This window comes from Pseudomonas sp. ESBL9 (assembly GCF_036668715.1).
In the GTDB taxonomy this organism is placed as follows: domain Bacteria; phylum Pseudomonadota; class Gammaproteobacteria; order Pseudomonadales; family Pseudomonadaceae; genus Aquipseudomonas; species Aquipseudomonas lundensis.
Genome location: NZ_JAZEVV010000003.1, coordinates 535,912 through 557,287 on the forward strand (window position 1 = coordinate 535,912; position 21,376 = coordinate 557,287).

General features: G+C 61.1%; 16 protein-coding genes. 8 read left to right on the top strand and 8 right to left on the bottom strand.

All coding sequences use genetic code 11. The features are described from left to right. Window position 1 precedes the first annotated feature (1 nt). The 3 genes from V6F78_RS12005 to V6F78_RS12015 are packed head-to-tail and all read left to right on the top strand — an operon-like array spanning window position 2 to window position 1,808. Window positions 2-928 (top strand): DUF6402 family protein, encoded by a 927-nt coding sequence (locus tag V6F78_RS12005; RefSeq protein WP_094990118.1) that lies wholly within the window; start codon window positions 2-4, stop codon window positions 926-928. Then, a complete protein-coding gene (locus V6F78_RS12010) occupies window positions 925-1,368 on the top strand; it encodes a hypothetical protein (protein WP_094990142.1) in 444 nt (147 codons plus the stop codon). The genes V6F78_RS12005 and V6F78_RS12010 overlap by 4 nt, the downstream gene beginning before the upstream one ends. Then, the gene (locus V6F78_RS12015) at window positions 1,365-1,808 is read left to right on the top strand and encodes a hypothetical protein (protein WP_094990119.1); all 444 of its coding nucleotides are present in this window, start codon (window positions 1,365-1,367) and stop codon (window positions 1,806-1,808) included. The genes V6F78_RS12010 and V6F78_RS12015 overlap by 4 nt, the downstream gene beginning before the upstream one ends. A gap of 125 nt (window positions 1,809-1,933) precedes the next feature. Here the strand turns inward: V6F78_RS12015 and accC are convergent, their stop codons facing one another. The 6 genes from accC to V6F78_RS12045 form a co-directional block, all read right to left on the bottom strand. After that, a complete protein-coding gene (gene accC / locus V6F78_RS12020; RefSeq protein ID WP_047273215.1) occupies window positions 1,934-3,292 on the bottom strand; it encodes an acetyl-CoA carboxylase biotin carboxylase subunit in 1,359 nt (452 codons plus the stop codon). Between the two features lie 17 nt (window positions 3,293-3,309). Beyond that, window positions 3,310-3,771: an acetyl-CoA carboxylase biotin carboxyl carrier protein gene (gene accB, locus V6F78_RS12025; RefSeq protein WP_047273216.1), complete on the bottom strand. Its 462-nt coding sequence runs from the start codon at window positions 3,769-3,771 to the stop codon at window positions 3,310-3,312. Between the two features lie 25 nt (window positions 3,772-3,796). Then, on the bottom strand, window positions 3,797-4,252 hold the full coding sequence (gene aroQ, locus V6F78_RS12030) for a type II 3-dehydroquinate dehydratase (protein WP_019408789.1): 456 nt from the start codon (window positions 4,250-4,252) through the stop codon (window positions 3,797-3,799). Between the two features lie 118 nt (window positions 4,253-4,370). Continuing rightward, window positions 4,371-6,143: a protein-disulfide reductase DsbD gene (locus V6F78_RS12035; protein WP_332727318.1), complete on the bottom strand. Its 1,773-nt coding sequence runs from the start codon at window positions 6,141-6,143 to the stop codon at window positions 4,371-4,373. 114 nt (window positions 6,144-6,257) lie between these two features. After that, window positions 6,258-8,219, bottom strand: coding sequence for a methyl-accepting chemotaxis protein (locus tag V6F78_RS12040; RefSeq protein ID WP_314398808.1), 1,962 nt, complete (start codon window positions 8,217-8,219; stop codon window positions 6,258-6,260). A gap of 53 nt (window positions 8,220-8,272) precedes the next feature. Beyond that, window positions 8,273-9,943: a GGDEF domain-containing response regulator gene (locus V6F78_RS12045; protein WP_169858760.1), complete on the bottom strand. Its 1,671-nt coding sequence runs from the start codon at window positions 9,941-9,943 to the stop codon at window positions 8,273-8,275. 285 nt (window positions 9,944-10,228) lie between these two features. On the opposite strand from V6F78_RS12045, the gene V6F78_RS12050 reads away from it, so the two are divergent. The 4 genes from V6F78_RS12050 to speA all read left to right on the top strand — a co-directional run bounded on the left by V6F78_RS12050 (window position 10,229) and on the right by speA (window position 14,570). Then, on the top strand, window positions 10,229-11,296 hold the full coding sequence (locus V6F78_RS12050; RefSeq protein ID WP_047273220.1) for a DUF2333 family protein: 1,068 nt from the start codon (window positions 10,229-10,231) through the stop codon (window positions 11,294-11,296). A gap of 3 nt (window positions 11,297-11,299) precedes the next feature. Then, window positions 11,300-11,833 (top strand): NUDIX hydrolase, encoded by a 534-nt coding sequence (locus V6F78_RS12055; RefSeq protein WP_047291905.1) that lies wholly within the window; start codon window positions 11,300-11,302, stop codon window positions 11,831-11,833. A 231-nt stretch (window positions 11,834-12,064) separates the two neighbouring features. Next, window positions 12,065-12,436 carry a translation initiation factor Sui1 gene (locus V6F78_RS12060; protein ID WP_047273222.1) on the top strand — a complete coding sequence of 124 codons (372 nt, stop codon included), beginning with the start codon at window positions 12,065-12,067 and terminating at the stop codon, window positions 12,434-12,436. Between the two features lie 217 nt (window positions 12,437-12,653). Beyond that, window positions 12,654-14,570 (top strand): arginine decarboxylase, encoded by a 1,917-nt coding sequence (gene speA / locus V6F78_RS12065; protein WP_047291907.1) that lies wholly within the window; start codon window positions 12,654-12,656, stop codon window positions 14,568-14,570. 68 nt (window positions 14,571-14,638) lie between these two features. Here the strand turns inward: speA and V6F78_RS12070 are convergent, their stop codons facing one another. Beyond that, the gene (locus tag V6F78_RS12070) at window positions 14,639-15,988 is read right to left on the bottom strand and encodes an MATE family efflux transporter (protein ID WP_332727323.1); all 1,350 of its coding nucleotides are present in this window, start codon (window positions 15,986-15,988) and stop codon (window positions 14,639-14,641) included. A gap of 138 nt (window positions 15,989-16,126) precedes the next feature. Here V6F78_RS12070 and V6F78_RS12075 point away from each other — a divergent pair, with 138 nt between their 5' ends. Next, window positions 16,127-21,019 (top strand): alpha-2-macroglobulin family protein, encoded by a 4,893-nt coding sequence (locus tag V6F78_RS12075; RefSeq protein ID WP_332727324.1) that lies wholly within the window; start codon window positions 16,127-16,129, stop codon window positions 21,017-21,019. A 57-nt stretch (window positions 21,020-21,076) separates the two neighbouring features. Here V6F78_RS12075 and V6F78_RS12080 read toward each other — a convergent pair whose 3' ends face one another. Beyond that, the gene (locus V6F78_RS12080; RefSeq protein ID WP_047273226.1) at window positions 21,077-21,370 is read right to left on the bottom strand and encodes a hypothetical protein; all 294 of its coding nucleotides are present in this window, start codon (window positions 21,368-21,370) and stop codon (window positions 21,077-21,079) included. Between the last annotated feature and the right edge of the window lie 6 nt (window positions 21,371-21,376).

The window sequence follows — 21,376 nt, forward strand, 5'->3', positions numbered from 1 at the left end:
CATGTCCTTGAATGATTTCCAGCGTACCAACGCCACAGGCCCGCAAGCCTTGTATCAACTGCCGCAAGCCAGCTCGCGCACCTACAGCCCCACCCATACACCGGCCAAAACAGTGGTCGTCCAGAGCCTTGCCCTGAGCCGCTTGCCCGGCGCCATGCGCGCGATGGGCTGGCACACGGCAGCGGCCTTAATGCAGCGCTGGTTTGACAGCCCGGCGTGGGCGATGCCGGAGGCGTGGAAAGTGCTTAAAACACAACCCGCCCCCCTCAGTCTGAAACCGGCGCAGTGCGATGAGAGCATTGTAAAAATGGAATGGGCCATGGGTTATGAGCGCTGTCGTGAGGCTGTTGACGAGGCAGAGTCTATTCTTGCGACCCCAAATGCACTTAAAAGACTCCAGACACTGCTAAAGAACGCTGGTTGGGAAGGTGAAGGTGCTCAGGCGTTGGGCTCGAGATCAATGTCAGCCCTGCAAATGGATGCTTTTTCCCAAGTTAATTTCGTTAAATTTGGAGCCGTATGGAGTTCGCTCGACGACATGTACGGAGCCTTAGGTAATGCCGTTTTGAAAGTCGGAGTAGTAGGAGAGGCATTTACTGAGTTAAATCCAGTTACCAAACAAGTCCGTTATCTTTTTCATATAGAGCAGATAGGTTTCTATATTCGCGACCATTACGACTTCAATGGTCTGCAATATCTGGGCACTTGGACAGAGGATCGTGTGCTGACCAAGGCAGAGACCGCTTTTACCTTGAGCCTTCCTGGTCAAGTTGTATTGCGTATAAAGGATGGTCCTTTTGCTGCTGTCACCAATGGTGATTTTCGGGACTATCGTGACAAAACAGGCAAAGGCGGCGACTTCATCATTTATTCAGATGTACTCTGGAAAAAATCTGGGCAAGTCATTGATCTTGGGGGATGGGTGTGAAGCCAGCCTCACGACGGATAGCCTTTTTCGTCGCCTATATCACCATTGCGGGCGGGTTATGGACCGCTTCGAACGGGTGGGAAAGAGGATTGGCAACCAGGGACAGTGAGTCGAGTATCAGCCCTAATGGCTGTTACCGAATTGATAGTTTCAAACCCTATTGGGTGCTCCCTGATTTTTTGCATCCCATGCCCCATCCATTCGGGGACCTGCCGCCAAAATGGTTTGCCGGGTGGGGGTATCCAGCTTTTTTGCGTCTTTACGATCATCGAAATGGCGATCTGATCTCAGAAACTGAAATCTATGATGCGGAGTCAGCAGGCGGGCAACTGGACTGGGGGAATGGATCAGGCGATGTGTGGATTGGGATGATCCGCATGGATCTCAACCTCCCCGACTGCCCGGGTGATGTCCCCGAAAAAATGAGGCGCGAACAATGAAGTCCAGCTCGCGACGCATCGCCTTTTTCGTCGCCTTTATCACCATTGCGGGTGGGTTATGGACCGCTTCGATTTGGTGGGAAAGAGGATGGGCTACGCGACTGGCGACCGATAGCGTCAGTCCCGATGGCTGTTATCGAATCCAGAGTTTCAAGCCCTATTGGCTTTTGCCAGATACCTTCCATAGGCGTTCAGACCCCAATGAAGATCAGCCGGCTGAGTGGTTTCCGTGGTGGGGTTATCCAGGTTTTTATCGTCTTTTCGATAACCGCAGTGGCGAGTTGATTTCAGAAACAAAAATCTATGATCTGGAGTCGGCGGGAGGCAGGCTTAGTTGGGGGGAGGGTTCTGGCTATGTTATGGCCGGTTTGATCATCATCGCCTCCAACCTCCCGGATTGCACCGGCGATCACCTCGGCGAAACAAGGCGCAAGCAATGAAAGCCATGTCTCCACCTATCGCTTCTACACGGCCTGAATCAACCGTGTAGCCGGGTACCCAAAAACCTGGTGCCCCAGACACAACAAAGCCGCTCGAAAGCGGCTTTGTTGATCAGGAATCAAACTTACTGGTTAGCCAGTTTGTGTTCCAGGTAGTGAATGTTGACGCCGCCTTTGCAGAAGCCTTCGTCATTCACCAGGTCGCGGTGCAGCGGGATGTTGGTTTTGATCCCGTCGACCACGATTTCGTCCAGGGCATTGCGCATGCGTGCCATGGCTTCGTCACGGGTCGAGCCCCAGGTGATCAGCTTGCCGATCAGGGAGTCGTAGTTGGACGGCACCTTGTAGCCGCTGTACAGGTGCGAATCGACGCGAACGCCGTTGCCGCCCGGCGCGTGGAAGTGCTTGACCATGCCAGGGCTTGGCATGAACGTCGCAGGGTCTTCCGCGTTGATCCGGCACTCCAGGGAGTGGCCGTGAATGTTCACGTCATCCTGGGTGAAAGACAGCTTATTGCCTGCCGCAATGCTCAACATCTCTTTAAGGATGTCGATACCGGTGACCATTTCGGATACCGGGTGCTCTACCTGCACGCGCGTGTTCATTTCGATGAAGTAGAAACGACCGTTTTCGTACAGGAACTCGAACGTGCCTGCACCCCGGTAGTTGATATCGATACAGGCTTGAACGCAGCGTGCCAGTACTTCCTGGCGGGCTGTTTCGTCGATGCCCGGCGCCGGTGCTTCTTCCAGGACTTTCTGGTGACGGCGCTGCAGCGAGCAGTCGCGGTCGCCCAGGTGGATCGCGTTGCCCTGGCCGTCGGAAAGCACCTGAACTTCCACGTGACGCGGGTTGGTCAGGTATTTTTCGAGGTAGACCATCGGGTTGCTGAACCAGGCGCCCGCTTCTTCACGGGTTTGCTTGGCGGCTTCGATCAGGTCTTCTTCACGGTTGACCACGCGCATGCCGCGACCACCGCCGCCGCCAGCGGCCTTGATGATCACCGGGTAGCCGACTTCGCGGCCAATGCGCAAGGCGGTTTCAGGGTCTTCGGGCAGCGGGCCGTCGGAGCCTGGCACCGTGGGAACGCCCGCCGCGATCATGGCGTGCTTGGCCGACACCTTGTCGCCCATCAGGCGGATGGTGTCAGCTTTCGGGCCGATGAACGCAAAACCGGATTTCTCGACCTGCTCGGCAAAATCGGCGTTTTCCGCCAGGAAGCCGTAGCCCGGGTGGATCGCCGTGGCGCCGGTCACTTCGGCTGCCGCGATGATGGCCGGGATGTGCAGGTAAGACAGGTTGGCTGGTGCCGGACCGATGCAAACGGTTTCGTCTGCCAGGCCCAGGTGCATCAGTTCCTTGTCAGCAGTGGAGTACACCGCGACGGTCTTGATGCCCAGTTCCTTGCACGCCCGCAGGATGCGCAAGGCGATCTCGCCGCGGTTGGCGATGAGAACTTTTTCCAGCTTCTGAGGCTTCAACATCGTTGGCTCCCCGTGGTTCAAACGATGGTGAACAGCGGTTGGTCGAACTCAACCGGCTGACCGTTTTCTACCAGGATGGATTCAATAACACCGGCTTTTTCAGCCTGGATGTGGTTCATCATTTTCATCGCTTCCACGATGCAGATGGTGTCGCCGACCTTAACGGTCTGGCCCACTTCAACGAATGCTGGCGAAGTAGGCGACGGGGTGCGGTAGAACGTACCGACCATTGGCGACTTGACCACAAAACCGTTCAGTGTTGGCGCAGCCGGTGCGTCAACTACGGTGGCTACCGGGGTCGCGGCAACAGGAGCAGCGGCAGCCGGCGCTTGCATTGGAGCCGGTGCGTAGAACTGCTGAGCAGGAGTCTTGCTGTGACGGCTGATGCGTACGGACTCTTCGCCTTCTTTAATTTCCAGCTCGTCGATGCCGGACTCTTCCAGCAATTCGATCAGTTTCTTAACTTTACGGATATCCATGAATCGTCAACTCCCAGTGGGTCGGTCAGGGGCGTTTAGCTTGTAGTTCAAGCTGTTCCAGGGCGGCCTCCAGGGCCAGTCGATAACCGCTGGCGCCAAGGCCGCAGATCACACCTACCGCAACGTCGGAGAAGTAGGAGTGATGGCGGAAAGGTTCGCGTTTGTGCACGTTGGACAAATGCACTTCGATGAATGGGATGCTCACCGCCAGCAGCGCGTCACGTAATGCCACGCTGGTGTGGGTAAAAGCAGCCGGGTTGATCAAAATAAAATCCACGCCTTCATCGCGTGCGGCATGGATGCGATCGATCAATTCATACTCGGCATTGCTTTGCAGGTAGAGCAAATGGTGACCGGCCTCGCGGGCCCGTTGTTCGAGATCCTGATTGATCTGCGCCAGCGTTGTGGCGCCGTAGACGCCCGGCTCGCGGGTGCCTAGCAGGTTCAGGTTGGGGCCGTGCAGCACCAGAAAGGTCGCCATCTGCTTTTCCTTGTTATGTCAGTGCGGGGCGACTATGCCGAAAAGCGTAAACGCTGTCCAGTTACCTGCAATAGCCAGCACGATGCCCGATGTTCACGCAAAGTTTGTGACTCAGGCTTTAAATCTGGTCATTTGCGTTAGCGACACGTTCGGCGAAGTCCGCGGCATTGATCTCGCCGATGACCCGTTGGTCACTGATTTCGCTGCCATTTTTGCCAAAGAACATCAGCGCCGGTGGGCCGAATAATTGATATCGGTCGAGCAGGGCACGTTGCTCGGGGTTACTGGCCGTGATGTCAAAACGCACCAGCCGATAACCGCTGAGCAGATCCAGCACGCGCGGGTTGTTCAACACCTCATGTTCGATGACTTTGCAGCTGATGCACCAGTCGGCGTACCAATCCAGCAACACCGGCTGCCCTGCGGCCTTTGCCTCGGCCAGCGCCGCGTCCAGTTGGGCCGGGGTGTTGACGGTCTGCCATTGGCGGGTGGTGGTGTCGGCACGCTCGCCGAGGGTGACAGGCGCGGGGCTCGCCAAAGGTTTGAGCGGATCGCCTTGCCCGCTCAAGGCGCCGTACCAGCAAAAGAGCGCATACACCAGCAGGAACAGGCCCAGCAGTTGCGCCAGGCGCTGGCGCGGCGATTTAAAAGCAAACTCCAGCGTGCCCAGAAACAGGCTGACCCCGGCCGCCAGAAAACCGATCAACAGCAGGGTGGCCGGGCCCGGCAGCACCCGGCTGAGCAGGCCCACCGCCAACCCCAGCAACAACACGCCGATGGTGTTTTTCACGGTCACCAGCCACGGGCCGCTTTTGGGCAGCCACGCCGCCCCGCCCGTCGCCACCAGCACCAGCGGGGTGCCCATGCCGAGCCCTAGCACCAGCAGCTTCAGGCCGCCGCCCAGCGCATCGCCGCTGGCGCTGATGTAGAGCAACGCACCGGCCAGAGGCGCCGATACGCACGGCGAAACCAGCAAGCTGGACACCACGCCCAGCACCGCCGCGCCCCACAGCGAGCCGCCTTGAGTGTTATTGGCCACACGGTCCAGGCGATTGCTGATGGCGCGTGGCAGTTTGAGTTCAAACACCCCGAACATCGCCAGTGCAAACACCGCAAAAAACAGCGCGAACGGCACCAGAACCCACGCCGATTGCAGGCGCGCTTGCAGGTTGAGCTGCGCACCGAACAGGCCCATCAGGGCGCCGAGCAGGGCAAAACAGGCCGCCATGGGCAACACGTAAGCCAGCGACAGGCTGAAACCGCGCCAGCCGCCCACTTGGCCGCGCAGCACCACGCCCGACAGAATCGGCAGCATCGGCAGTACGCACGGGGTAAAGGTCAGGCCCAGGCCCGCAAGGAAAAAGATCGCCAGTTCACGCCAGCTCCAGGCACTGGCGGGCGCGCTTGACGTGTCAACTGACGCGGCGGGCGTGCCTTCGATGTTCAGGCGCACGGTTTCGGGCGGGTAGCACAAGCCCTTGTCGGCGCAGCCCTGATAGGTCACGACAAGCGTGAAGGCGCGTTGAGCATCGGCCGGGCGCGGCACGTCCACGTCGACAATGCCGTGATACACCTGCACATCGCCAAAGTACTCATCATGCTTGGGTTCGCCGGGCGGCAGTTGCACCGGGCCCAAGGTGATATCGGCGGGGTCGGTTTTGAACGCAAAGCGGTGCTGGTACAGGTAGTAACCGTCGGTCGGCACAAAACGCAGCTTGATGTTCGTGGGCGTGCTTTCGATCAGGTTGAGCTTGAACGCCTCGCTGACCGGCAGAAAATCGCGGCTGTTATTCACGGCGCCCAGCGTAGCGCTGGGGCGGTTGTCCAACAGTCCCGCGCCCATGGCGGGCACGGCGACGAGTAAACACAAAAGCAAAAACAGGCGGCGCATAGTGATCTCGCTAATCAAACGTGCGCGCATGATAGCGGAGTGAGAAACGCTGTGCCGAGCGGGGCTGACCGTTCACGGGGAGCGGCGGTATCGCAACCATCCGCGCGCCCGGCATCACACCCGAAACGCCTGCACCGCGGCATTCAACTCGCTCCCCAACACCAGTAAGCGCTCACCTTGCTGGCGACCCTGGCTAATGCGTTGCAAATTGTCGTCACCCAACTGATGAATGCGTTCACTGTGATCACGTATTTCACTGACCGCGCCGCTTTGTTGAGCGGTGACGTCGGCAATGCGGATGGCGGTGTCGGAGATGGTGGCTATCGCCCCGACGATTTCATCCAGCGCGCCATCGGCGGCTTGCGCCTGCCGGGCGGTGTCCCGGGCATGTACAACTTGGGCGCGCATGCCTTCGACGGACTGGCGCGCGGCCGTTTGCAGCCCGCCGATCAGGGTTTGAATTTCGCCGGTCGCCCCTGCTGTACGTTGGGCAAGCGTGCGCACCTCTTCGGCGACCACTGCAAACCCGCGTCCCATTTCACCGGCACGGGCCGCTTCAATGGCGGCGTTGAGCGCCAGTAAGTTGGTCTGATCGGCGATGGCGCGAATCACCGTCAGCACGCCACCGATGGTGGCCGACTCTTCGGCCAGTTGCTCGATCATTTGCGCGTTGCCTTGCACTTCACCCACCAGTGCATGCAGCCCGGTCAAACTTTGGCCAATGACTCGTTGGCCTTGGGCAACCGCCACCCCGGCACTGCGGCTGGCATCGGCCGCCTGACTGGCGTCGCCTGCCACTTGCGAAATGGTCGCTTCCAATTCGCCCAGGGCGTCGCGGATTTGCGCCGTATCGCCTGCCTGCCGCTCGGCGCCGCTGTGCAAACCGTTGCTCACCTCGGCCAGCGCCTCACTGCTGCCGGCCACCTGTTCGGCGTTGACGCGCAAGGTGCCCACAAGATTGACCAAGTAATTGCGCAGGCGATTGAGCGAGGCCTGAATGTCGTGCAGTTCGCGATTGGTTTTGCCCAACTGAATGTCGCGGCTGAAATCCCCTTGTGCCCAGGTCGACAGCATCGGCACCAGGCGGGTCAACACGTTGGCCAGTCTGCGCTGCAACGTGTCGATCAGCAGTGCGATCAGCAGAATCAGGCCAATCATCGCGCCCTGAATCAGCCGCACTTCGCTTTGAATCTGCCCGTGTTCAGCGCGCACTGCCGGCTCCAGTCCGGCGATGGCTTGTTGCACTGCGCCCAGCTTTTCATGCGTGGCGTCAGCCAGTTGAGCGCGCTGTTCGATCTGGCTGCGGGTGCGTTGCAACTCGGCGGGGTAGCGGCTCAGCAGGTTGTTGAGTTCACGTTTGAGGGGGATGCCAGCGTCTTCGGTCGCGCCCGTCTGTTCCGACTCAAGGCCCATCAGTGCCGCGAAATCGTCACTGGCCGAGGCGCTGTTGGCGCTGACCCCCAGCAAAGGCAGCGCCTCGATGGTCTGCGCTTGCGCACGCATGTTGTCCAGCTCGCGCGCCACGTCCGCCGCCAGCTCACTGCGCCCGCTACTGACCAGTTTGTCGCGGCTTAAAGAGAGTTTTGCCAAGTGTTGGGAGGCATTGAGCAGCGGCACCAGATAGGCGTGGGCGTCGGGGCCGCTGGCTTGATTGGCATACTGGCTGAGTTGCTCCAGCGTGGCGCCCAGCTCCCGTTCGGCCTGCAACAGCAACGCTTGCGGGTCACCGGCCAGTTTGCCGGCGGCCAGCAGTTCGTTGCCACTGTATGTGCTCAGGCGTTCGAGGCTGGGGCGCAAGGCCTCGGTCAGCGCAACCGGGAGCGGGGTCAGTTCGGCTTTCAGCGTGTTGAGCGCGGTCGTGGCATCGCTCAGGCGCAGGGCGTCGCCACTGGCCAGGTAATCTTCAATATTGCGCGCCACTTGGTTCTGGAACTGCTGGGACAGGCTCAAGTAGCGTTCCATCAGTTGAAACGGCCGTTCAAGCGCGTGTTGCGACCACGCCAAGGTGGCGCCGAGGGCGAGGCACACGGCGATCAGCAACAGGGTGTTGAGGTTGGTAAGCAGCTTCAGGCGCATCTGGGATTTTGCCTACGACGCAATGAGAAGCGGCTGAAGTTATTGCACGTGCATTACAGCGATGTGACGGGATTCGGCAATTTGACCGAAATAGTGGCAATTTGCCTTGTCGGGTGGAAGCGCTCGATCCGGTTGCGCCCGTTGTGCTTGGCGCGGTACAGCGCTTCGTCTGCCTGAGACGCCATGATCAGGCCGTCTGTGCCCTCTTTGAGTTCCACCACGCCCGCGCTGAAGGTGCAGCATAAATCGGTGGGCTGGGCCGGGTAATGAATCTCCGAGAAGCGCTCGCGGATGGTGTTCAACACCGCGTGGGCCGCTTCCTGATCGGTGTCAGGCATCACAATGGCAAACTCTTCGCCGCCATAGCGCCCGATGAAATCGGTCTTGCGCAGACGCTGTTTGAGGAACAGCGCCAGGCTTTTGATCACCCGGTCGCCCATGGGGTGGCCGTAGGAGTCGTTGACCCGCTTGAAATGGTCAATGTCGATCATGGCAAAGCTCAGCGAGCGACTTTCGCGGCGGGCGCGGAAGGTGCAGTCTTCGAGCAGTTGCAGAATATGCGTGTGGTTGTACAGGCCGGTCAGGCTGTCGCGCACCATCCGCGCCTTTAAGTGCCGTGCCCGGGCGGCGCGGTTGCGCACGGTGGTAATCAGGTGCCGGGGTTTGATTGGTTTGGTCAGGAAGTCGTCGCCGCCTTCGCTCATGGCGTCCAGTTGCTTGTCCAGGTCATCTTCGGCCGACAGGTAAATGATCGGCACGCTGACGTAGCGATCATTGTGGCGGATCACCTTGGCCAGCTCGGTGCCGGTGCAGGCGGGCATGTACATGTCGAGGATGATCAGGTCGGGCTGGAAGTCGGCCAGTTCGGCCATGGCCTGAATCGGCTCGATCAGGGTGCGGGTCACGATCCCGGCGCTGTTGAGCAGCCGTTCGGTGTGCAATGCCTGCGCCCGGGAGTCATCAATGATCAGCACTTTGTACGGTTCGTACTGCGCGACGCAGGTCAGTACCTCGATTTTCTCCATCAGGCTGGAGGCTTCGAGGGTGCCGGTCAGGAACTCCTGCCCGCCCGCGCGCACGGCGGCCAGTCGGGTGGGGGTGTCGGTTTCATGCAGGCTGAAAAACAGCAGCGGCAATTTTTGCTCCAGCCCCTCCTGCGCTTCGGCGGCCAGCAGCAGGCCATTGCTGGTGCCACTGAAATCCACGTCCATCACGATCGCGCAGGGCAGGCGTTCGGCCATGGCGCTGCGAAAGGCATTCACGCTGGGCAGCGATTGCGCGCCCAGGCCGAAAAAATCCAGTTGCTTGGCCAGTCGCTCGGCCCGGTCATGGTCCTGAAGCAGGATATACACCGGCTTGCGCAGCGGTGGCAGAAAGGTGTGATCCAGCTGGTCGCCGTGGCGCAGACCGGTACGCGACAAGCGCTGCATCAGGCGGTTGAGTTCTGTAATCAACGTACTGCTCAGGCGCCCGCGGTTGGCCTCGACCTGCTGCAAGGCCTGGCTGATGGCGCGGGCCAGTTGCGAATGCTCGGGCTGCTCGAAGCGTGCGGCAAACCGCAGCAGGCGCAGGTTGGCGTCGCTGAGTTCCGCGAGGTCTGAGGGGGCCCATTCATTGCCCTGTAAACGTTGCCAGATCTCAAGAATTTGACGTGCCTGATGGATGACCCGCTGGGCAAAGTGGTTCTTGATGCGCTCGCGGTTCGGGTCTTCTTGCTCGGTCATATCCAGACTGCTTCGTGAGTGGGGCATGCTGAGGTTCGACTAGTGGCTCTATGCTAGCAGCTCTTTGGAAATGCACGAGCCCTCACACGAAATTAACGTTGGCCGGTTACATTTAGGCGTTGAGATCCTTCTGTGAGGGGCGCGAGCGTGGTTTATAGTGGCCGCCGCCTGTTGCCAGCGCCTTGTTGCAGATCAACCGGCAGGCGATTAAAAACAGGCATATAAGGCACGATGGGTTAGGGTTGTGGTCGAACCGTTGAATTCAGTAATCGAAAGGATATAGCCATGCTGGACTGGAAAAAACGTGAGGGCAGTGCCCGCGAGTCGGTCAAGGAGACCAGGACAGAGCCGCGTGGCTATTTCAAAAGTATCTTGCTGAGCCGCTCCATTGCCACCCTGGTGGGTGTGTATGTGCTGGTGTGCCTGGGGCTCGGCTGGTACTGGAGTCAGGAGCCGGATCTGTTCCCGGTGCAGCAAAATGCCCAGCAGGCTGCCGAGCGTGACGGCAAGCAAATGGTGCCGGGCTTCACCACCGTCGAAACCCTGAAAACCGTGGCCGGCACGCTGCTCAACAAGCCGGGCGGTTACCTGTCCAATGACCGCTTCCCGCCGGGCCTTGTGCTCGACAACATTCCGAGCTGGGAATACGGCGTTCTGGTGCAGGTGCGCGACCTGACCCGTGCCCTGCGCAAAGACTTTGCCCGCTCCCAGTCGCAGTCGGCTGAAGACGCGGATCTGGCCAAGGCCGAGCCGCGTTTCAACTTCGACAACAAGAGCTGGATGCTGCCGTCCAGCGAGTCTGAGTATCAGGAAGGCATCAATTCCCTGAGCCGCTACCAGGCTCGCCTGTCTGACCCTAATCAGAAAAACGCCCTGTTTTACGCCCGTGCCGACAACTTGAACAACTGGCTGGGTGACGTGGGTACGCGTCTGGGTTCGCTGTCGCAGCGTCTGTCGGCCAGCGTGGGCCGGGTCAAACTCAATAGCGCGCTGAAAACCGAATCCCTGCAACCGGGTCAGGTGCCGGTGGTTGACGAAGAAGTCGTCGAAACCCCGTGGATGCAAATTGACAACGTGTTCTATGAAGCGCGCGGTCAGGCCTGGGCCTTGTCGCATCTGTTGCGTGCCATCGAAGTCGACTTCGCGGACGTGCTGGCCAAAAAGAACGCAACCGTCAGTGTTCGCCAGATCATTCGTGAGCTGGAGGCCGCTCAAGAGCCGGTCTGGAGCCCGATGATCCTCAATGGCAGCGGCTATGGCATGCTCGCCAACCACTCACTGGTCATGGCCAACTACATTTCCCGCGCCAACGCGGCGGTCATGGACCTTCGTCAATTGCTTTCACAAGGTTAAGTGATGGCCATTTCACCCCGGGAGGCCGCCCACCGCGCGGCCTCTGACGCCGAGCAAGTCGCTTGGGTCGATCGCGAAGACCGGCTGCTGGGCAGTTTGCCCCGTGCCGAGCTGCGTGAACGGGGGGGAATCGGGCGGGGCACCTTCATTTTGTTGTTCAACTCATCCGGCGAGCTGTGCGTGCATCAGCGCACGATGAGCAAGGCGCTGTACCCGGGTTACTGGGATGTGGCGGCAGGCGGCATGGTCGGGGTAGATGAAACCTATGCCGAGTCGGCAGCCCGCGAGTTGTACGAAGAGCTTGGGGTCAGCGACGTCCCGTTGACGGCCCATGAACGCTTTTACTTTGACTGCCCGGACAACCACCTGTGGTGCGCCGTGTTCTCGGCGGTGTGGGACGGACCGTTGCACGTGCAGCCCGAAGAGGTCCAGCAAGCGTGCTTCATGCCCGTGGCGCAGGCCTTGCGTTTGAGTCAAACCCAGCCGTATTGCCCGGATTCACTGGCGGCGCTCAAGCGTTATCTCGACAGCGTCTGAACGCAGTCGCCTTCCTCGTCAGCGACCCCGAGCGATACACAACATTTGCGCCGATTGGCTCTTGGGCACTGGCGAATTTGCCGTTACACTGCGCGACCTTTTTCAAGCTCAAGCGGCATTCCCGCCTGAGTTGCGCTGCCCCTGCCAGAGTGGGGCTTCGCGGTCGGTATCCCATGGCGCTCCCGCGCCTTGCACCGGCCAATTTTTTGTCCTCCATCTAGAGGATTGCCGGTGGCCAAAAAAGCCGCATCCTTCGCCGCCCTTGGTGGCCTGGTATTTTCCACCGACGCAGGTCGTCACTGTCCGGACTGTCGCCAGCCGGTGGACGCCTGTACCTGCAAACAGACCCGCCTCCCCGAAGGTGACGGCATTGCCCGCGTGCGTCGCGAAAGCAAAGGCCGCGGCGGCAAGACCGTGACCACCATCACCGGTGTGCCGCTGGCTGAAGACGCGCTCAAGGAGCTGGCCACCACGTTGAAAAAACGCTGTGGCACCGGTGGCGCGTTGAAAGACGGCATCATCGAGATCCAGGGCGATCACGTCGACCTGCTGCTGGCCGAACTGGTCAAGCAGGGGTTCAAGGCCAAAAAGTCCGGCGGCTAGCAGCCTCTGTGAAAACCACCGTTGAGCGCGCCTGTTGCCCTGTCGGGCTGACAGTGAGGGCTTGGCCATGGTTTTCACAGAGCCTGTTATGACGGGTTTCTAAACTCCGCGCTGTTGCCAGGGTCTACCTTGCACAGACGAATCGTCACTTTCACGCCTTAGACTGCGCCAGCCTGGTTTCAGGTTGGGCTATTTGACTTATATATAGGGGACTTCGATGTCCGTACGACGCACACGCAAAGACGATGGCAGCCAATGGACAGTTGCGGACAGCCGCAGCGTTTATGGGATCCGCCATTGGGGGGCCGGGTATTTCGCGATCAATGAAGCCGGTCGCGTAGAAGTACGTCCGAACGGCCCGAACAGTTCGCCCATCGACCTGTACGAGCAAGTTGACGAGTTGCGCAAAAGCAGCGGTCTGTCCTTGCCGTTACTGGTGCGCTTTCCCGATATCCTGCAAGACCGTGTACGCCAGCTGACCGGCGCGTTCGATGCCAACATCGAGCGTCTGGAATACCAGAGCAAGTACACCGCGCTGTACCCGATCAAGGTTAACCAGCAAGAGGCCGTGATTGAGAACATCATCGCCACCCAGGACGTGTCGATCGGCCTTGAAGCCGGTTCCAAGCCTGAGCTGCTGGCCGTGCTGGCGCTGGCCCCCAAAGGCGGCACCATCGTCTGCAACGGTTACAAGGACCGCGAGTTCATTCGTCTGGCGCTGATGGGCCAGAAGCTGGGCCATAACGTGTTCATCGTGATCGAAAAAGAATCCGAAGTGGATCTGGTCATCGAAGAAGCGGCATCGCTCAAGGTCAAGCCGCAGGTCGGCCTGCGCGTGCGCCTGTCGTCCCTGGCATCGAGCAAATGGGCAGACACCGGTGGCGAGAAATCCAAGTTCGGTCTGTCGGCGGCGCAGTTGCTGTCGGTGGTCGAGCGTTTTCGCGCGGCCGGTCTGGATCAAGGCATCCGCCTGCTGCACTTCCACATGGGTTCGCAGATCGCCAACCTGGCCGACTACCAGCACGGCTTCAAAGAGGCGATTCGCTACTACGGCGAACTGCGCAACCTCGGCTTGCCGGTTGACCACATCGACGTGGGCGGCGGTCTGGGCGTGGACTACGACGGCACGCACTCGCGCAACGCCAGCTCGATCAACTACGACATGGACGATTACGCCGGTGTGGTGGTGGGCATGCTCAAAGAGTTCTGCGATGCGCAGAGCCTGCCGCACCCGCATATTTTCTCCGAGAGCGGCCGCTCGTTGACCGCGCACCACGCCATGCTGGTGGTGCAGGTGACCGACGTCGAGAAGCACAACGACGACGTGCCGGTGATCGAGAACAAAGAAAGCCTGCCCGAAACCGTGCAGTGGCTGATCGACCTGCTGGGCCCGACCGACATCGAGATGGTCACCGAAACCTACTGGCGTGCCACCCACTACATGAGTGACGTGGCTGCCCAATACGCCGATGGCAAGATCAGCCTAGCTGAAAAAGCCCTGGCCGAGCAGTGCTACTTCGCCGTGTGCCGTCGCCTGCACAACTCGCTCAAGGCGCGTCAGCGTTCGCACCGTCAGGTACTGGACGAACTCAACGACAAGCTGGCCGACAAGTACATCTGCAACTTCTCGGTGTTCCAGAGCTTGCCGGACACGTGGGCCATCGGCCAGGTGTTGCCGATCCTGCCGTTGCACCGCCTGAACGAAGAGCCGCTGCGCCGCGCCGTGCTGCAAGACCTGACCTGCGACTCCGACGGCAAGATCAAGCAATACGTCGACGAGCAGAGCATCGAAACCAGCCTGCCAGTCCACAGCCTCAACGAAGGCGAAGACTACTTGCTGGGCATCTTCCTGGTGGGCGCCTATCAGGAAATTCTGGGTGACATGCACAACCTGTTCGGTGATACCGACTCGGTGAACATTTACCAGAAAGCGGACGGCAGCGTGTACCACGCCGGTATCGAGACCCACGACACCATCGAAGACATGCTGCGCTACGTGCACTTGTCGCCTGAAGAGCTGATGAACCACTACCGCGACAAAGTGGCCAGCGCCAACATCAGCGTCAAAGAGCGCACCCAGTACCTCGACGCCCTGCGTCTGGGCCTGACCCGTTCGTCCTACCTGTCTTCGTAAGCCGTTCGAAGCCAGACACAACGCCGCCCTCGGGCGGCGTTTTTTATGTGCGCGCAATCACTCCGAGTTCAGGCGTTGGGGTTGAACCACTGGTCCTTGCGTTGCATCGTCCAGGCATAGGCCGCCAGCGTCAGGCTGCGCAGCACCATGAACAACAGAAAACTGATCCACAGCCCGTGGTTGCCCAAGCGTTGCATGGCCCAGGCGACAGGCAGGGCGACGATCACGCTGATGACCATGGCGTTGCGCATTTCGCGCGCGCGGGTGGCGCCGATAAACAGCCCGTCCAACAGGTAACTCCAGACGGCAATCAGGGGCAGCAGCGCCAGGTACGGCACGTAGTGAAAAGCGGTTTCGCGCACACTCGGGATGTCGGTCTGCATCTCGATAAACAGATGCCCGCCGAACAGGAACAACACCGCAAAACCTGCGCTGGCGATCAGCGACCAGCCACTGGCCACCACCATCGAGCGGCGCAGGGCGGTCCGGTCCCGTGCGCCAATGGCATGACCGCACAGGGCCTCCACGGCATGGGCCAGGCCGTCCAGCGCATGGGCCGCCAGCAGCAACCCGTTGAGCAGCAGCGCATTGGCGGCCACGGTGGCGTCGCCCAGGCGCGCACCTTGCAGGGTGATGAGGAAAAACACCGATTGCAGCATCAGGCTGCGGATAAAAATGTCGCGGTTGACCCCCAGCAGCGGCTTCCAGTTCTGCCATACGCGTAACGCCTGCCACATCACCCGGCCCGGAAACCGCCGCAGCGCACCGCGTGTCAGCCACAGCCCGAGCAGTGCGCCGCTCCACTCGGCAATCACCGAGGCACGGGCGGACCCGACCACCCCCCAGTCCAACCCCAGGACAAACCAGAGATTGAGCGCGATATTCACCAGGTTGGTGGTGAGCAAAATCCCCAGCGGGGCCCGTGCGTTTTGCGTGCCCAGAAACCAGCCCACCAGCGCATAGGTGGCCAGCGCGCCGGGCAGGCCAAACAGGCGGGTATAGAAGAAATCCAGCGTCAGTTGGTGCAACTCGGGAGAGGGCTGCATCACGGTCAGGGTCAGGGTGCTGAACGGCAGTGCGATGGCCCCTAAAAACAGTGAGAGCAGCACACTGAGCAGCAACCCCTGCAACAGGATCTGGCGCAGCGCCGTGCCATCGCCCCGCCCGGCCGCCTGGGCGGCGAAGCCCGTGGTGCCCATGCGCAGAAAGCCCATCATCCAGGCCAGAAACACATACAGGCTGGCGCCCACGGCCACGGCGCCCAACTGATGCGCGTGAGGCAAGTGGCCGATGACAGTGCTGTCGACCAGCGCCACCAGCGGCACGGAAATATTGGACAAAATCATCGGCGCCGCCAGCGCCCACACCCGGCGATGGGTCAGGCGGTCGCGCCAGTCAGTAAGTAGGGAAAACGACATGCAGGCTCCTTGAGGGAGCGGCATTGTAGCCGAAGCGGCCTTCCTTCAGCCCCTTTGCTCCTTGAGACGGCCGGGGTGAGGGGCCGGGGGGATTTGTTATATAGTCGTGCCCTTCATTGCCTAGCCAACGAGTACACCATGCTTAACAAAGGACTGTTCCTGGCCTGCGCACTGGCACTGCTGAGTGCGTGTGATGCTTCCTCTCCCGGCAACCCCCCTGCGCCGTCGACGGTGGTTGGCACGCAAGCGGCCAAGCCTGTGACCGATGTCAAAGTCCTCGCTGAACGCTACGCCGGGCGCGAGTTGAGTGTGGTGGATGTCTCGGAAGTGCAAGTGGACGGCGCCAGTACCTTGTCGGTGAGTTTTTCCGTGCCGCTGGACCCGGATCAGCCCTTTGGCGAAAAACTGCATCTGGTGGATGCCACCTCCGGCAAGGTCGATGGCGCCTGGGAGCTTTCTGACAACCTGATGGAGCTGCGCCTGCGTCACCTTGAGCCGCAGCGCAAACTGATCCTCACCGTCGACCCCGGCCTGCGCGCGGTCAACGATGCAGAACTGGCCGCCGAGTACGTCAGCCGCCTTGAAACCCGTGACCTGCAACCCACCGTCGGGTTTGCCAGCCGCGGCACGCTGTTGCCGACGCGACTGGCTGAAGGCTTGCCCGTTATCGCGCTCAACGTCGATAAAGTCGATGTGGAGTTTTTCCGCGTCAAACCTCAGTCCTTGCCTGCATTCCTCAGCCAGTGGGGCCGCAACAGCAGCCTGCAAAGCTATGAAGCCAAAGACCTGCTGGGCATGGCCGATCTGGTCTACGGTGCCCGGTTTGACCTGAACCCGGCCCGCAACACGCGTGAAACGGTGATCCTGCCAACCTCCGGCATCAAGCCCTTGCAGCAGCCGGGCGTGTACCTGGCGGTCATGAAAGCCTCCGGCACGTACAACTATTCAACCCCGGCCACGCTGTTCACCCTCAGTGACATTGGCCTTTCGGTACACCGCTATCAGAAACGCCTGGACGTGTTCACGCAGGCGCTCGAAGGTGGCAATGCGCTGGGCGACGTGGCGCTGGAACTGCTCGACGGCAAGGGCAAAATGCTTGCCCAGGGCACGACCGACAAAGACGGCCATGCCGAACTGGCCCTGCCGCCCAAGGCCGAGGTGCTGTTGGCGCGACAGGGCGATCAGACCAGCCTGTTGCGTTTGAATACCGCGGCGCTGGACCTGGCCGAGTTCGACATCGGCGGGCCGCAGGCGCATCCGTTGCAATTCTTCGTATTTGGACCGCGTGATCTGTACCGTCCCGGCGAAACCGTGTTGCTCAACGCCTTGCTGCGCGACCGTGATGGCCATCCGGTCAAGCCGCAGCCGGTCAGCGTGGAAGTCCGTCGCCCGGACGAGCAGGTCAGCCGCAAGTTCGTGTGGGAGCCCGATGCTGCCGGCTTCTATCAATACCCGCTGCAACTGGCGGGCGAAGCCCCCACCGGGCGCTGGCAACTGGTGTTCGACCTGGGGGACGGCAAGCCACAGCTCTATGAATTTTTGGTGGAAGACTTCCTGCCCGAGCGTCTGGCGCTGGAACTCAAGGGCAGCGATACGCCGCTGCGTCCCGATCAAACCGCCGACATCCACGTGAACGGTCGCTACTTGTATGGTGCCCCCGCGGCCGGGAACCGCTTGAGCGGTCAGGTGTATGTGCGTCCCTTGCGTGAGGCGGTGAGCGCATTGCCGGGGTATCAGTTCGGTTCGGTGACCGAAGAAGAACTGACCCAGGACTTTGAACTGGATGAAAGCGTGCTCAACGCCCAAGGCGAAGACACCCTGCATCTGGAGAGCAAATGGAGCGACGCCAAATCGCCGCTGCAACTGATTGTGCAGGCCAGCCTGCAAGAGTCCGGCGGTCGGCCGATTACCCGTCGACTGGTGCAACCGGTGTGGCCTGCCGAGCGACTGCCGGGGCTGCGCGGCCTGTTCGACGGTACGCAAACCGATGGCGACGGCCCGGCCGAATTCGAGGTGCTGATTGCCGATGACGCAGGCAACAAGCTGGCGGCTGATAACGTCAACGTGCGGCTGGTGCGCGAGCGTCGGGACTACTACTGGAACTACTCGGACAACGACGGCTGGAGCTACCACTACAACGAGAAGTTTTTGAACCTCGGCGAACAAACCGTGAGCCTCAAGGCAGGCGGCACGGCCAAGGTCAGCTTCCCGGTGGAGTGGGGCCCGTATCGGGTTGAAGTTCAAGACCCGAAAACCGGTTTGATCAGCAGCCTGCGCTTCTGGGCGGGTTATCAGGCGCAGGACAATGCCGAAGGCGGCGCCGTGCGTCCCGATCAGGTCAAGCTGGCGCTGGATAAAGCGGCCTACGCCGAGGGCGAAACAGCCAGCGTCACGGTCACGCCACCGGCGGCCGGCAAAGGGTATTTGCTGGTCGAAGGCAGCGACGGGCCGCTGTGGTGGGAAGAAATTGACGTCCCGGCCGAGGGCAAGACCTTTGCCGTCAAACTGGACCCGCGCTGGGCACGCCACGACCTGTACGTCAGCGCGCTGGTGATTCGTCCCGGCGAGCGCAAAGCCAACATCACGCCAAAACGGGCCGTGGGTGTGCTGCACCTGCCGCTGGACCGCACGCAGCGCAAACTGGCGCTGACCCTGGATGCCCCGCAGACCATGCGCCCCAAGCAGCCGCTGAAGGTCAAGGTGCAGGCTAAAAACGCCGACGGCAGCGTGCCCAAGGACGTGCATGTCCTGCTGGCGGCCGTGGATGTTGGGGTGTTGAACATCACCGATTTCCCGACGCCCGACCCTTACGCCAGCCTGTTCGGTCGCAAGGCTTATGGCGCTGACCAATTGGACATTTATGGGCAACTGATTGAAGCCGGGCAAGGCCGTTTGGCCAGCCTGGCCTTTGGCGGTGACGCAGGGCTGGCCAAGGGCGGCAAGCGCCCGGCCACCAGTGTCACCATCGTTGCCCTGCAAAGCGCCCCGGTGACCCTCAACGAACAGGGCGAGGGTGAAGTCAGCCTCGACATCCCCGACTTCAATGGCGAGTTGCGCGTGATGGCCCAAGCCTGGACCGACGACCGCTACGGCATGGCGCAAGCCAAAACCGTGGTCGCCGCGCCGCTGGTGGCCGAGCTGGCCGCGCCGCGCTTCATGGCGGGGGGCGATGAGACCCGGCTGGCGCTGGACCTGTCCAACCTCACGGCCACGCCGCAAACCCTTGAAGTCCACTTGAACGCCGAAGGCCAACTGAACCTGTCGGGCCTCAGCAGCCAAACACTCACCCTCAGCCCCGGCCAGCGCAGCACCTTGCAGGTGCCAGTCAAAGCGCTGGGTGGCTACGGCACCGGCAAGCTGACCGTCACCGTCAAAGGCCTGAATCTGCCCGGCGAGACGCTGGCGCCCTTTACCCGGGAATGGACGCTGGGGGTACGTCCGGCCTACCCGGCGTTGCTCAAGCACTACCGCGCCGTGCTCAACGATCAGCCATGGACGTTGCCAGAGGGCGAGCTGCAGGCCTTCGAACCGGCGGGGCGTGAAGCCTTGCTCAGCCTGTCGAGCCGTCCGCCGTTGAACCTGGGCGAGCAGATCCGTGCGCTCAAGGCGTATCCGTACGGGTGTTCCGAACAGACCACCAGCGGTCTGTACCCGGCGTTGTATGCCGACGCGGCGTTGCTCAAGCGGCTTGGCCTGGAAGGCGAGCCGGATGCCGACCGCAAGCGCAAAATTGAGCTGGGCATCGAGCGCCTGCTGGGCATGCAGCGCTACAACGGCAGCTTTGGCCTGTGGGGCGCAGACGGTCAGGAAGAGTACTGGCTGAGTGTCTATATCACTGACTTCTTGCTGCGCGCTCGCGATCAAGGTTATGCCGTGCCGCCTGATGCGCTGAAGAAAGCCAGTGAACGACTGCTGCGCTACACCCAGGAGCGCAACCTGGTCGAGTCGGACTACAGCGATAACCTCGATCACACCCGGTTTGCCGTACAAGCCTACGCCGCCATGGTGCTGGCCCGCAGTCAGCAGGCGCCGTTGGGTGCCTTGCGCAGCCTGTTCGAACGCCGCAGCGATGCGCGCTCCGGTTTGCCGCTGGTGCAGCTGTCGATTGCCTTGCAGAAAATGGGCGACCAGCCTCGTGCCGATCAAGCCCTGGTCGCCGGTCTGGCCGTGACCCGCGCAGCCGATCAATGGCTGGGTGATTACGGCAGCCCGCTGCGCGATCAGGCGCTGATTCTGGCCCTGCTCGAAGAAAACAACCTGATGAGCGGCCAGCGTGAAGCCCGAGTATTTGCCCTGTCGGATCAGTTGGCGGCGAGCCAGTGGCTGTCGACTCAGGAGCGCAACGCGTTGTTCCTCGCGGGCCGGGACTTGCTGGGCCAGCCTGAACAACCGTGGACCGCGCAACTGGTCAGTGGCAGCCAGACCCGTGAGCTGAACCCGGCTCAATCCGGTCTCAAGCTGGAAGGGCCGTTACTGGCGTCGCCCTTGAGCCTGCGCAATGAAGGCCGCGTGCCGGTGTACCAACAGCTGACGATTTCGGGTTATCCACAGCACGCGCCGCCTGCCGGTGGTGAAAACATGAGTATTCGCCGCGATTACTTGGGCATGAATGGCGAACCGCTGAACCTGAAAAACCTGCAAAGCGGCGACCTGGTGCTGGTGCACCTGGCTGTCACTGCCAAGCAGCGGGTGCCGGACGCGCTGGTGGTTGACCTGCTACCGGCGGGGCTGGAGCTTGAAAACCAGAACCTCGGTCAAAGCGCGGCCAGCCTTGAGAACGCCAGTAGCCAGGTCAAACAATGGCGCGAGTCCATGCAAAACGCGGGCGTCCAGCATCAGGAATACCGCGATGACCGTTACGTGGCTGCGTTGAATCTGGAAGGCTACGGCACCACGCACCTGTTGTATCTGGCGCGGGCCGTGACGCCCGGCACTTACCGCGTGCCGCCACCGCAAGTGGAGTCGATGTACCGCCCGAACTGGCAAGCCGTGGGCGAGACGCCCGCAGACATGGTGATCAAGGGCCGCTGATGCACGAAGCGAGGCTGGAGGGGGGCAGCGACGGCCCCCCCGCCGCCTCGCCGCGTGTCAGCTGATGACCCAGCTCAACACCCACAACCCCAGCAACAGCCAGATCACGCCACCGATGATGGAAGCCCGCATGAAGGCGCGCACCGCGTTGTACAAAAACAGCAGGCCGATCACCAGCACCGCAATGCTGACAATCGAGGTGTCCATGCCGAGCGCTCGGGCCATGCCATCAATGAAATGACTGCCAGCCTGGGTAATCGCATTGAACAGGCCGCTCAGGCTTTCGACGATCCAGCGAACCAGCGTGCCCAACCAAAGGCCCAGATTTCCTACAAAACTTTCGACGTGCATGGGGAT

What these genes read in the sequence shown, in the direction of transcription:
- V6F78_RS12005 (WP_094990118.1), top strand. Translation starts at nt 2, where the DNA reads ATGTCCTTGAATGATTTCCAGCGTACCAACGCCACAGGCCCGCAAGCC.
- V6F78_RS12015 (WP_094990119.1), top strand. Translation starts at nt 1,365, where the DNA reads ATGAAGTCCAGCTCGCGACGCATCGCCTTTTTCGTCGCCTTTATCACC.
- accC (WP_047273215.1), bottom strand. Translation starts at nt 3,292, where the DNA reads ATGTTGAAGCCTCAGAAGCTGGAAAAAGTTCTCATCGCCAACCGCGGC.
- accB (WP_047273216.1), bottom strand. Translation starts at nt 3,771, where the DNA reads ATGGATATCCGTAAAGTTAAGAAACTGATCGAATTGCTGGAAGAGTCC.
- aroQ (WP_019408789.1), bottom strand. Translation starts at nt 4,252, where the DNA reads ATGGCGACCTTTCTGGTGCTGCACGGCCCCAACCTGAACCTGCTAGGC.
- V6F78_RS12035 (WP_332727318.1), bottom strand. Translation starts at nt 6,143, where the DNA reads ATGCGCCGCCTGTTTTTGCTTTTGTGTTTACTCGTCGCCGTGCCCGCC.
- V6F78_RS12040 (WP_314398808.1), bottom strand. Translation starts at nt 8,219, where the DNA reads ATGCGCCTGAAGCTGCTTACCAACCTCAACACCCTGTTGCTGATCGCC.
- V6F78_RS12045 (WP_169858760.1), bottom strand. Translation starts at nt 9,943, where the DNA reads ATGACCGAGCAAGAAGACCCGAACCGCGAGCGCATCAAGAACCACTTT.
- V6F78_RS12050 (WP_047273220.1), top strand. Translation starts at nt 10,229, where the DNA reads ATGCTGGACTGGAAAAAACGTGAGGGCAGTGCCCGCGAGTCGGTCAAG.
- V6F78_RS12055 (WP_047291905.1), top strand. Translation starts at nt 11,300, where the DNA reads ATGGCCATTTCACCCCGGGAGGCCGCCCACCGCGCGGCCTCTGACGCC.
- speA (WP_047291907.1), top strand. Translation starts at nt 12,654, where the DNA reads ATGTCCGTACGACGCACACGCAAAGACGATGGCAGCCAATGGACAGTT.
- V6F78_RS12070 (WP_332727323.1), bottom strand. Translation starts at nt 15,988, where the DNA reads ATGTCGTTTTCCCTACTTACTGACTGGCGCGACCGCCTGACCCATCGC.
- V6F78_RS12075 (WP_332727324.1), top strand. Translation starts at nt 16,127, where the DNA reads ATGCTTAACAAAGGACTGTTCCTGGCCTGCGCACTGGCACTGCTGAGT.
- V6F78_RS12080 (WP_047273226.1), bottom strand. Translation starts at nt 21,370, where the DNA reads ATGCACGTCGAAAGTTTTGTAGGAAATCTGGGCCTTTGGTTGGGCACG.